Source organism: Photobacterium sp. S4TG1 (assembly GCF_036040035.1).
Lineage (GTDB): Bacteria > Pseudomonadota > Gammaproteobacteria > Enterobacterales > Vibrionaceae > Photobacterium.
Genome location: NZ_JAYXUH010000008.1, coordinates 13,828 through 25,570, shown reverse-complemented (window position 1 = coordinate 25,570; position 11,743 = coordinate 13,828). Strand labels below are relative to the sequence as shown.

The window sequence follows — 11,743 nt, the reverse complement described above, 5'->3', positions numbered from 1 at the left end:
ATGAGTATCATGATGAAAAAAACTGTTTTTGTAGTAAGTTTCTTGATGGCGATAACATTCCTTTCGCCAACCACTTATGCAAAACAGCCCACAACTGAGTCGACTCAGTCAGGTATTACTTATTACACCTTAACGCCTGATATCATAACTAATTATGTAATTAATGGTGCTCGTCTCGGGTATATTCGACTCCAAGTTGACTTAATGCTCTTTGACAATAATCAATTGGCTAACATTGAACACCATGCGCCACTGATTCGCGATAGCATTATCAGCATTATTAACCAGCAACCGGAACAACAAATAAAATCATTGGCTGGGCGTGAAAAAATTCGTCAGCTAAGCAAACAAAAAATTAACCAATTATTAGTTGCCGAAACTGGGGATGCTGCGATCAACGAATTGTTATTTACTAAATATTTATACCAATAATTCCCCATAAAAAAAGCGCCCAACGGCGCTTTTTTTATTTCTGCATTTTAATAATACTAGCTACGCGGCAGCAATCACCGCTTGAGCCTGATGCTCAGTAATATAATCACCAATTAATTGCTGCTGTGATGACGTTAAATACAGACCTAACTTACTTCGACGCCATAGCGCATCTGCCGCTGTTTGTACAAACTCATACGCTATTAAATAATCAAGCTCACACTGATAAACCCCTTCACCAAAATGTTGTCCCATTTCCGCTTCAGTGGTGATTCCAACAAATAACGTCTCAGCTCGAATACCATAATTATGTGCAATGCGCTGACAAGTAAACGTCGTTAACCATGGGTACTGTTGCTGCAACTGTGCCGCTAATTTATTACCATCAAAATCAGCACTGCCGCCGGGCAAATAACTGTCTTTGGTCCAAGAAGGGCCCATTTGAGAATAAAATGGCGCTAACTTAGCTAACGCTGATTCTGCCAATTTTCGATAAGTAGTGAGCTTACCACCAAAGACCGATAGTAAAGGCGCTTCATCTGCTTGCTGCTCTAACTCTAATGTATAATCACGTGTCACCGCTTGTGGGGAATCGGATTCATCATCGCACAATGGTCGAACGCCACTCCAACTCCATACCACATCTTCTCGCTGGCATTGGTGCACAAAATGGTTGTTATACACCTTCAGTAAATAATCAATTTCTTGATCATCAATAGCGACATCACGTGGATCACCATGGTATTCAACATCGGTGGTACCTATCACCGAGAAGCGATCCAAGTATGGAATCACAAACACAATCCGATTATCTTCATTTTGAAGAATATACGCTTGTGGTTGATCATGCACTCGTGGCACCACAATATGGGAGCCTTTAATTAACCGAATATTACGTGGCGAAATCAAATCAGTACTGTGATCATAAAACGATTTCACCCAAGGTCCGGTCGCATTCACCAACCCATGTGCATAACGTTGAAAAACCTCACCCGACACTTGATCTTTAATGGTGACACGCCACAAATCCCCTTCTCGAACGGCTTGTTCTACTCGACAGCGATTACGTACTTCAGCGCCTTTTTGGTCAGCTTCCATCGCATTTAAAATCACCAGTCGCGCATCATCAACCCAGCAATCAGAGTATTCAAAACCTTGTTTAATCGAGGGTACTAATACTGATTCAGCACCAAATGATAACCCTTTACTGGCAGGGAGAGTGGTGCGTTTACCCAAGTGATCATATAAGAATAATCCAGCACGAATCATCCATGCGGGACGTAAATGCGGTTGATGTGGCAGTCGAAAACGCATTGGTTTGGCAATATGAGGCGCTTTTTTAAGTAGCACTTCCCGCTCAGCTAAGGCTTCTGCTACTAATCGAAATTCATAATGCTCAAGGTAACGTAAGCCGCCATGAATTAACTTAGAACTTGCTGATGAGGTCGCAGAAGCAAAATCATCTGCTTCATAAAGACCGACACTCAACCCGCGACCTGCGGCATCAGCAGCAATGCCAGTACCATTAATACCGCCACCAATCACAATTAAATCTAACGTTTGACTATTTTCGAGGCCGCTTAATGCTACTGTCATAATATTCACACCTATTCAATCAAACATAACAAAACGAACTATAAATGTTCGTTCGAAAGTAATTAATTTGATAATAGCGTATATATTGATCTAATCCAGCCTTAGTTAATATTGTTGTGACATAAGTTTGATCATTAGCGCAAATTTGATGTTTATCGCTATTTAGGCAAAAAAAACGGGCTTCTTTAATAGAAGCCCGTTAGTGCAGTCTTTATTTATCGCGGTAAGCGTTTACACCACCACTTCAAAATGGATCTCATTTTCCTGCAACCGTTCAACAAGACTGACAGGAGGAAGTTGGTCAGTAAACAGCATATTAACTTGGCTAATATCGCCTAAATTCACCATCGCATTACGACCAAATTTAGTATGATCAACACCTAACATCACACAGCGACTATTTTCAATGATCGCTTGCTTAACGCGAACTTCATGGTAATCAAAATCTAATAATGAACCATCAAGATCAATACCACTGATACCTAGAATGCCAAAATCTAACCGAAATTGTGACACAAAATCGAGAGTTGCTTCACCGACAATACCGCCATCACGATTACGCACCTCACCGCCAGCTAAAATAACGCGAAAGTCTTCCTTCGCCATCAATAAACTGGCGACATTCAAGTTATTGGTGACAATCCGTAAATCCTTATGGTTCATTAACGCACGAGCCACTGCTTCTGGTGTAGTACCAATATCAATAAACAACGTTGCGCCATCGGGAATATGGCTTACCAATGCTTGAGCAATACGATCTTTTTGCTCTAACTGTAATACCTGACGGGTGGTATAAGCGGTATTCACCGAGCTAGAAGGAACCGTTGCGCCACCATGATGACGACGAATTTTATTTTCATCAGCCAATTCATTAAGATCACGACGAATAGTTTGTGGGCTTACATTAAAACGTGCCACAAGATCATCCGTACTGACGTATCCCTGACTCATAACTAAATCAATAATTTCTTGATGACGTTTACTTTGCTTCACGGCTGAGAAAGCTCCTATCTATACCTGCCATATTCAGCAATGAAAGGTAATAAAAACAAGGCTTCGCCAATGCGAAGCCTTTTCATATTACCTACAGCTCAACTAAGAAGCCAAATTTAATCATCCATTTTGCTGTTGTAACTCAAGTTGTTGCTGTTTATAGGCCTTCTTTTCACCAATCATGGTAATAATAAAGAAGAAAATAGCTAGTACACACGATCCCGTTAGAACAATAAAGCCACCGTCCCAACCAAAATGATCAACGGTATAACCAAGCAATGCGTTTGCAGCCACCGCACCCCCTAAATAACCAAATAGCCCGGTTAATCCAGCGGCGGTTCCTGCGGCCTTTTTAGGTGCAAGTTCTAACGCATACAATCCAATTAACATTACTGGGCCATAAATGAGGAAACCAATCGCAACCAATGCCATCATATCTATACTAGGATTACCTGGAGGGTTCAACCAGTAAACCAATACCGCAACAGTCACTAGGGCCATAAATAAAATTCCTGCAGGCGCACGGCGACCTTTAAACAGCTTATCGGATATCCAACCGCACAATAACGTCCCAGGAATACCTGCCCACTCATAAAGGAAATAGGCCCATGATGACTTATCCACGGTAAAGCCTTTTGCTTCGCCTAAATACACAGGAGCCCAATCTAAAACACCGTAGCGAATCAAATAAACAAACGCGTTCGCAATCGCAATAAACCACAGTAATTTATTATTAAAAATATATTTAAAGAAAATTTCTTTCGCCGTCATCTCTTTTTCAAACGACTTATCATAACTTTCAGGATAATCGTCTTTGTATTCTTCAATCGGTGGTAAGCCACAAGATTGCGGAGTATCGCGCATCACCAAAATGGTAAAACCCGCAACTAACAAGGCAAAGAAAGCCGGAACATAAAAAGCAGAACGCCAATCATCATTAAACGCCCATAAACCAAATATAAACAATGGACCAATTAAACCGCCACCAACGTTATGAGCTACATTCCAGACAGAGACCAATCCACCTCTTTCTTTATGTGACCACCAGTGAACCATGGTTCGCCCACAAGCGGGCCATCCCATCCCCTGAAACCAGCCATTTAAAAATAACAGCACAAACATCGCGGTAATACTGCCAGTAGCCCATGGCATAAAACCAAAACACAGCATCACTATCGATGACAATATCAATCCCGAGGCTAAAAAGAAGCGAGGATTAGATCGGTCAGAGACATTCCCCATTAAAAATTTAGATAAGCCATAAGCAATTGATACTGCAGCTAACGCAACCCCTAATTCACCGCGACTATAACCATATTCTTCAATCAAATACGGCATCGCTAGTGAGAAGTTTTTACGCACTAAATAGTAGCCGGCATAACCAAAAAAAATACCAACAAACAATTGCCACCGTAACCGCTTATACACCGGATCAATACTGCCATCAGGCAAGCGCTGTTTATGCGCAACGGGGGTAAATAAACCAAACATAGATGTTCCTTTCTGTTATCTCACTACTGTAGGGCAGCGTGTGCCATTATCGTATACCAATACGTTTCAGGCATCTTATGGAGATCGTTTTATTAGATAAACACTATAAACAATCGTTATATTTTCGATATCGATCAAAACAGCACGAATTATTGCGCGAATGGTTGATTAAAAATGTGAAAACAGTCAAAGACAGGCAGATAAATATGAATAGATATGAAAATAACGCAGGTTTATATCAACATTGGACTCGCTATCAAATAATCAACAGCTTTAGTTAATATCAATATAATAAGCACTTCCACGATGAGGTTAATAGGCTCAACATCACCGTGAAAGTCGCAGGAGAAATAAGCACAGAACTAGTGTTTGGAACGAAGTAATTTGGCATCCACGAAAGCAATCGCACAACCAGTTAATAATCCCATTAGATGAGCCATATTAGCAATTGCGATGCCCGCAGGCTCAGCAAAACCAATAACAAGCCACACCAACATAAACACCACGTAAGAGCGAGCAATCACTAACCCTCGCTGTGGTGCAAGCCAACCCATCCACCAGATATAACCTAATAAGGCATAAACGACCCCTGATAAACCACCGAAATTAGGTCCATCCAACCAGAATTGACCAAAACCTGAAATCAATGATGAGATCAAAAACAACTGGACGAGTTTTGTAGAACCAGCATGGCGTTCGATCTGTCCACCTAATAACCACCACCATAAACAGTTAAAAATCACATGCAATGCTGAGAAGTGGAGCAAAGCATGACTAAAATAACGCCACAACTGCCATTGATCGCCATTCATAAATGGGAAATGGAACCAATTAAATAACAGTGATTCAAATCCTAATAACCACAATCCGTAAATAACCAGTGATGCTACCATCACTAATAACGTAAATGGGCCTGCTTGCGCTTTGACCATCGACACTAAACTGGGGCTAGAATAGTCAAATTTCGCAGTTCGGCTTTCTGCTACTTGCCATGAAGCTTCCTGATATTTGCTGTCATTAGGATTTGCAATAAATGCATTTAATTCAGCTTCAGCTTCTATCAGATATTGGCTATCAGATAACCATAGCGCGAACTTCCCTTCCGGCTCTGGTGCTAAAGTCAGTTCAATACCTCGCGAAGCCATATAATCAATAAATGCTTGCGCATGGCGAGGGTTATAAAATTCAGCTAAGCGATGCATAGTTATCACTCTAATGGGTAGGACATAAATAAGTAGTAAAACGGCAAGGTGTAACTTAAATACACGTAATATCTGCCAATTTATTCTTATTTTATCAATGGCAAACTTAACTAAGCTTGTACCATAGGTAAGGCTTCACGACGCCAAGCTTCAAAACCACCATCAACGCTATACACCTGTTCATAGCCTTGATTTGCTAAATATTGCGCGGCACCTTGGCTGCTAACACCGTGATAACACATTACTAATAACGGCTGTTCAAAATCAACTTCATCCATCAATGTCACCATTGTATCGTTAGTTAGATGAAAAGCGGCTTGAGCATGCGCCAACGCGTAAGATTGAGGATCGCGAATATCAACCAATACAGCTTGTGGCTGCTGTAATAGTTGTAGGGCATCTTGTACTGAAATATGTTGAAACGGTTCCATGGGTTTTCCTCTTAAGAATGACAATAAAGCACATAGCATTGGCTGATAATGCTATTTATGATCACGATCGATGCTATCGAAATAAGATCGAAAACACACGATCCTGACAATAGATCTGCTCAAAACGGCAGTTAATGACTATTGTACCTCAGCTTAACCGCCGTATCTCCCACCAAAAAATGAGGCTTTATCCACATAACAACCTCGCGATATAACAATAACAGTTCAATACCAACAAGGGGTTATTGCTGATTATAATGACTAACCGTACGCAAAGTAACCGCCTGTGGAAAAATCTGTGGATTGCGTTGATAATGTGGTTTGCTAGAAAAAGATCCACTACATGTAGATCGGATCCTACTATAAGCTGTGGATAAGTTAGCTAAGCATACACACAACTATTCACAAATGTGATCTATAACACATAAAATCAGCAAGATAACCGCAGTAGATCAAACCCCGATTATCCACCGTCAATTGAGGTGATCAACAGCTACAAAAAAACCGACACTAGGGTCGGTTTTTATCGTAGCAATTGCTGACACACATCAGTAAAAATCACCAACAGCATCTTTGAGCTTTTTCATGGCATTTTTTTCTAGTTGGCGAATACGCTCAGCAGAAACGCCATAGCTATCAGCCAAATCTTGCAAGGTCGACTTTTGATCATCAAGCCAACGCGAACGAACGATGTGTTGACTGCGTTCATCCAGACTAGCTAATGCTTGTGATAAACGATTATTGGCATGATTTTCCCAATTACTTTCTTCATAACTCAAGGCTACATCAGAGCCTTTATCTTCAAGGAAATAAGCGGGGGCCATAGGAGTAGAATCGCGTTCATCATCATCGTTTTGCATTTCAAACGTAGGATCTTGTGCCGCTAAACGTGATTCCATCTCACGTACTTCAGCCGGCTCTACACCGAGCTGTTCAGCGACCATATTCACTTCGTCATTATTAAACCAACCTAAACGCTTCTTTGATTTACGTAAATTAAAAAATAATTTCCGTTGCGCTTTAGTGGTAGCAACTTTAACGATACGCCAATTACGTAGTACATATTCATGAATTTCAGCTTTGATCCAATGTACCGCAAACGACACTAATCGAACGCCGACTTCAGGATTAAAGCGTTTAACCGCCTTCATCAAGCCAATGTTGCCTTCTTGAATTAAATCAGCAATAGGTAAGCCATAGCCAGAATATCCACGCGCAATATGTACTACGAATCGTAAATGGGACATCACTAACGCTTTAGCAGCATTAATATCACCGTCATAGTGTAGAGCTTCAGCAAGCTCCTTCTCACGCTCAGGCGTTAGCATTGGATAACGGTTTACAGTCTGAATATAACTTTCAAGACTATCCGCCGAAACTAGAACTAATTTCGACATCTCATTTGACATTCGAAAACCTCGTGTAATTTTTGTGCAATCACAACGGTTATTGAGCATATGCTAACGTTGTGTGAACCGACAATGATGCCTGTAAACATAGTTAAAATGCAAGCCGTAGCGCAAATATATATGCTTATAGGCATCACTTTTTCTTATCGTGTTGTTTTAAAACTCTTAACAACAGCGCTTATACCGGGTTAATTTCGCGCAAATGGCGTCCTGCAGCTAAACGAGCAGCCATCAGGCCAAGGAAAGTCGCAACCATTATCATGATCAAGCTTTCATCCCAACTTAGCCCCAACATTCTAAAATTACTGCCATACAAGTTAGATAGCTGTGCAACCGCATCACCTAATAATAAAGTCACCCCTTGGGTTAACCCCCATGCAATTAATGCTGCAATTAAGCCATACCACACTCCAACATACAGGTAAGGACGTAAAATATAGCTATTGGTTGCACCCACCATTTTCATGACTTGGATTTCATCTTTATGACTAAGTACCTGTAAACGCAAAGTGTTACCAACAATTAAGAACACCGCAAATAACATTAAGCCTGACATTAATAACGCTAACGCAATCGCTAACTGCTGAATTGCAGCTAAACGCTGTAGCCAATCACGATCTAAACGGACTTCTGCTACATGATTTTCTTGACCCAATTTTGAGGCCAATTCATTAGCTTTAGCTGTTGTTTGCCAATCACTTTTCGGCTCAACAATCACTACCGCTGGTAAAGGATTATTTTGCTCATCAAACAAACTGAGGGCTTTATCAAAACCACCATTTTGACGAAATTGTTCTAACCCTTGATCGGCAGTAATATATTTAACGCTATTTACTTGTGACCAATTTTTAATTTTATCAGCCAGTGCCTGTCCATCGTCGTTAGTTGTATCATGCTGTAAATACAAGGTAATCTGACTTGGATTTTGCCACGCATCAGCTACTGCAGTGATATTTTTGGCCAACAAATAAAAAGTGCACGGCAAAGTTAGTGCAACAGCTAACACCGCAAGCGTTAAAAAATTGCCCAGTGGACGACGAAACATGTCTTTTAAGGCAGAACTTGCTTGTTGGCGATGAATTGCAAAAAAGCCAATAGATTTACGCGCCATGTGCAAGCTCCCTTAAATTACCTTTATGTAGATCTAAACGACGATAATCACGACTAGCAAGCAATGACGTATCATGAGTTGCCATTAATACAGTAACGCCAACTCGATTAAATTCTTCAAATAATCGCAACACTTGTTGTGATAATTCGGCATCCAAGTTACCCGTTGGTTCATCAGCCAACAGTAACATTGGTTTGTTAACAACAGCACGCGCTATACCCACGCGCTGTTGCTCACCACCAGATAATTGGATAGGTAAACATTTCGCCTTATCCAATAATCCAACTTTATCCAACGCTGCGCTCACACGACGTTTGATATCATGTTCATTCATTTGCTCAACCCGTAATGGCAACGCAATATTATCGAAAACACTGCGATCCATTAAAAGTTTATGATCTTGAAAAATAATACCAATATTGCGGCGCAAAAATGGGATTTGCTTATTTGGCAGACGAGTGATGTCGTGACCATTGAACCAAATTTTGCCGTCACTAGGACGCTCAAGGGCACAAATTAACTTCAGCAGGGTACTTTTACCGGCCCCAGAATGACCCGTTAGAAAAGCCATATCTGCTGGTTTAAGGTGAAAATCTACTTTTTGTAGGGCTTGCCTACCACCACGATAAGCTTTACTTACCTGCTGAAATCGAATCACTTTATTATTCCTCGTTGCTAAATAACGCTTCTATAAACTCATCGGCCGCAAACGGTCGTAAATCATCAATCCCTTCACCAATACCAATATAACGAATCGGAATATTAAATTGATCAGCAATTGCAAAAATAACACCACCTTTAGCAGTACCGTCTAATTTAGTGATAGTGATCCCCGATACTGGCGCCACTTCACTAAATAATTTTGCCTGACTAATGGCATTTTGACCTGTACCAGCATCTAATGTCAGCATAATTTCATGCGGTGCTTCGATATCAACCTTCTGCATTACTCGCACAATCTTACGCAACTCTTCCATCAAGTTGCCTTTGTTTTGCAAACGCCCTGCGGTATCAGCAATAACAACATCAATGTTTTTCGCTTTAGCGGACTCAATCGCATCAAAGATCACAGACGCACTATCGGCACCAGTATGTTGAGCGACGACGGGAACATGATTACGTTCACCCCATACTTGTAACTGCTCAACAGCTGCGGCACGGAAAGTATCACCTGCGGCTAACATTACCGATTTGCCTTCCGCTTGGAATTGCTTGGCTAATTTACCGATAGTGGTTGTTTTACCAACACCATTTACGCCAACCATTAAAATAACATAAGGCTTTTTAGTCATATCAACCACTAATGGTTGTTCAACTTTTGCCAACATCTCACCCAGCTCATCTTTTAATAAACCGTATAGTGCTTCACCATCATGTAATTCACTGCGAGACGCTTTGTCTGTCAGGTTATTAATGATTTTTAATGTGGTATCCATCCCCACATCAGCAATTAATAACTGCTCTTCTAAATCTTCAAATAACTCATCATCAATTTGTTTGCCGCGGAACAGACCAAAAAAACCAGCACCAAAGTTGGTTTTTGTGCGTTTTAAACCACGCATTAAACGGCTAAAAAAGCCTTCTGATTTTGGTTTTTCTTGTTCAACCGCAGTGATGATTACTGGAGTATCAGCATCATCATTCCCGGTAACGGTATCACGATCACTCACCTCTTCAGCGATATCCTCAACTGATGTTAGTAATAGCTCACTATCATCATTAGGCTTATCTGCTAAAGACTGCTGAGTGTTATCTATGGCTACATTTTCATCATCAATAACACTGTCTGTCACTAAGGTGTCTTTTTGATGATCATTTTCTTGCAACGTTGCAGCCAATTGGCGATCATTCGTTTCAGCGACTAATTCTGATTCGATGGGTGTTTCTAGCTCAAGTTCATGATTATGACTGGCTTTCAACGGCTCATCGTCAGAGGAATGTGTTGATTGTTGGCTATCAACCGAGCCATCAACTACTGATTGATCAGTAGCTTGTTCCTTTGGTGCGTCGTTATCTTCAGAGCTAAATCCTAGCCATGAAAATAATCCGCGTTTCTTTTTTTCTGCCATTGGCAAATCCTAGCGCTTGATTGGTACAATTTACGGCCTAAAAACAGGTGTATACTATCATTTTCTTAACGGTCAAAAAAATCTATGACGCAGCGAAGACAGCAAACAACTCGCAAAACACAAAATAATCGTCCTGGTGGGTTCGTTAGAATCATCAGCGGACAATGGCGCGGACGCAAATTACCCGTTCATGATGTCGAAGGACTCCGTCCAACCACTGACCGTGTCAAAGAAACACTTTTCAACTGGTTAGCGCAAGACATTTATCAATCTAAATGCCTTGACCTCTTTACTGGTAGTGGTGGTTTAAGTTTTGAAGCACTTTCTCGTGGTGCAGAAAGCGTTACGATGCTTGAGCTTGATAAAAAAGCCGCCGCACAACTTGAAATCAACCTCAACACAGTAAAAGCAACCAATGCCACCGTGATAAATGGCGACAGTTTACGCTTTTTGTCACAAACAGGTACGCCACACGATATTATTTTTATCGATCCACCATTTCGAAAAGATCTTATTCAGGATGTTATCACAGCGTTAGAAAATAATGGCTGGTTAACACCACATGCAATGATTTATATTGAAGCTGAAAAGGAATTAGGTCAGTTGGCTATCCCTAGTCACTGGCATTTATATCGCGAAAAAAGCGCTGGCCAAGTGTGCTACCGCTTATTTGCTAGAGAGGAACCATGAAAGCACTGATCATTACTGCCAAAATAGCGATAGCCTTAGTATGGCTGGTATTGTTTATTAACATCATTCACCCTTTCCCTGGGGTTTCTGCAATAGCACTTTATATCATGACCGCATTTTTGTTCATGATGCACGGTTTGCAAATGCTGATTTTTGTTGGGGCGTTTGGTGATAAAATCAATATGTCGCGTTGGGAGCATTGGTCAATTTTAATTTTTGGTATCTTCGCGTTGCTTGATATTCGTCGCAAGCACATGATGTAACACCTATTGAGCGGGCAACATCATTGATGCTCGCTTTTATTTCCTCTGTTTCAAAT

General features: G+C 40.9%; 12 protein-coding genes. 3 read left to right on the top strand and 9 right to left on the bottom strand.

The window, feature by feature from the left end; genetic code table 11:
* Positions 1-9: 9 nt before the first annotated feature.
* Positions 10-432 (top strand): flagellar basal body-associated FliL family protein, encoded by a 423-nt coding sequence (locus tag VXS03_RS11105; RefSeq protein WP_327763787.1) that lies wholly within the window; start codon positions 10-12, stop codon positions 430-432.
* Positions 433-492: 60 nt separating this feature from the next.
* On the opposite strand, the gene glpD is transcribed toward VXS03_RS11105, so the two are convergent.
* From glpD to ftsY, 9 genes are all read right to left on the bottom strand, one after another.
* Positions 493-2,028, bottom strand: coding sequence for a glycerol-3-phosphate dehydrogenase (gene glpD, locus VXS03_RS11100; protein ID WP_327763786.1), 1,536 nt, complete (start codon positions 2,026-2,028; stop codon positions 493-495).
* A 231-nt stretch (positions 2,029-2,259) separates the two neighbouring features.
* A complete protein-coding gene (locus VXS03_RS11095; RefSeq protein WP_080159234.1) occupies positions 2,260-3,021 on the bottom strand; it encodes a DeoR/GlpR family transcriptional regulator in 762 nt (253 codons plus the stop codon).
* A 120-nt stretch (positions 3,022-3,141) separates the two neighbouring features.
* A complete protein-coding gene (gene glpT, locus VXS03_RS11090) occupies positions 3,142-4,512 on the bottom strand; it encodes a glycerol-3-phosphate transporter (protein ID WP_327763785.1) in 1,371 nt (456 codons plus the stop codon).
* A 362-nt stretch (positions 4,513-4,874) separates the two neighbouring features.
* Positions 4,875-5,714 (bottom strand): rhomboid family intramembrane serine protease GlpG, encoded by an 840-nt coding sequence (gene glpG / locus VXS03_RS11085; protein WP_327763784.1) that lies wholly within the window; start codon positions 5,712-5,714, stop codon positions 4,875-4,877.
* Between the two features lie 110 nt (positions 5,715-5,824).
* A complete protein-coding gene (glpE, locus tag VXS03_RS11080; RefSeq protein WP_327763783.1) occupies positions 5,825-6,145 on the bottom strand; it encodes a thiosulfate sulfurtransferase GlpE in 321 nt (106 codons plus the stop codon).
* Positions 6,146-6,693: 548 nt separating this feature from the next.
* Positions 6,694-7,554, bottom strand: coding sequence for an RNA polymerase sigma factor RpoH (gene rpoH, locus VXS03_RS11075; protein ID WP_080159238.1), 861 nt, complete (start codon positions 7,552-7,554; stop codon positions 6,694-6,696).
* Between the two features lie 178 nt (positions 7,555-7,732).
* A complete protein-coding gene (gene ftsX, locus VXS03_RS11070) occupies positions 7,733-8,665 on the bottom strand; it encodes a permease-like cell division protein FtsX (RefSeq protein ID WP_327763782.1) in 933 nt (310 codons plus the stop codon).
* Positions 8,655-9,323, bottom strand: a complete 669-nt coding sequence (ftsE, locus tag VXS03_RS11065) for a cell division ATP-binding protein FtsE (protein ID WP_080159240.1) — start codon at positions 9,321-9,323, stop codon at positions 8,655-8,657. Before ftsE ends, ftsX begins: the two co-directional genes overlap by 11 nt.
* 4 nt (positions 9,324-9,327) lie before the next feature.
* A complete protein-coding gene (gene ftsY, locus VXS03_RS11060) occupies positions 9,328-10,734 on the bottom strand; it encodes a signal recognition particle-docking protein FtsY (protein WP_327763780.1) in 1,407 nt (468 codons plus the stop codon).
* Positions 10,735-10,818: 84 nt separating this feature from the next.
* Here ftsY and rsmD point away from each other — a divergent pair, with 84 nt between their 5' ends.
* Positions 10,819-11,424 carry a 16S rRNA (guanine(966)-N(2))-methyltransferase RsmD gene (gene rsmD, locus VXS03_RS11055; protein ID WP_327763778.1) on the top strand — a complete coding sequence of 202 codons (606 nt, stop codon included), beginning with the start codon at positions 10,819-10,821 and terminating at the stop codon, positions 11,422-11,424.
* Positions 11,421-11,687, top strand: coding sequence for a DUF1145 domain-containing protein (locus VXS03_RS11050; RefSeq protein WP_327763777.1), 267 nt, complete (start codon positions 11,421-11,423; stop codon positions 11,685-11,687). Before rsmD ends, VXS03_RS11050 begins: the two co-directional genes overlap by 4 nt.
* The last annotated feature ends 56 nt before the right edge of the window (positions 11,688-11,743 follow it).

What these genes read in the sequence shown, in the direction of transcription:
- VXS03_RS11105 (WP_327763787.1), top strand. Translation starts at nt 10, where the DNA reads ATGATGAAAAAAACTGTTTTTGTAGTAAGTTTCTTGATGGCGATAACA.
- glpD (WP_327763786.1), bottom strand. Translation starts at nt 2,028, where the DNA reads ATGACAGTAGCATTAAGCGGCCTCGAAAATAGTCAAACGTTAGATTTA.
- glpT (WP_327763785.1), bottom strand. Translation starts at nt 4,512, where the DNA reads ATGTTTGGTTTATTTACCCCCGTTGCGCATAAACAGCGCTTGCCTGAT.
- glpG (WP_327763784.1), bottom strand. Translation starts at nt 5,714, where the DNA reads ATGCATCGCTTAGCTGAATTTTATAACCCTCGCCATGCGCAAGCATTT.
- glpE (WP_327763783.1), bottom strand. Translation starts at nt 6,145, where the DNA reads ATGGAACCGTTTCAACATATTTCAGTACAAGATGCCCTACAACTATTA.
- rpoH (WP_080159238.1), bottom strand. Translation starts at nt 7,554, where the DNA reads ATGTCAAATGAGATGTCGAAATTAGTTCTAGTTTCGGCGGATAGTCTT.
- ftsX (WP_327763782.1), bottom strand. Translation starts at nt 8,665, where the DNA reads ATGGCGCGTAAATCTATTGGCTTTTTTGCAATTCATCGCCAACAAGCA.
- ftsY (WP_327763780.1), bottom strand. Translation starts at nt 10,734, where the DNA reads ATGGCAGAAAAAAAGAAACGCGGATTATTTTCATGGCTAGGATTTAGC.
- rsmD (WP_327763778.1), top strand. Translation starts at nt 10,819, where the DNA reads ATGACGCAGCGAAGACAGCAAACAACTCGCAAAACACAAAATAATCGT.
- VXS03_RS11050 (WP_327763777.1), top strand. Translation starts at nt 11,421, where the DNA reads ATGAAAGCACTGATCATTACTGCCAAAATAGCGATAGCCTTAGTATGG.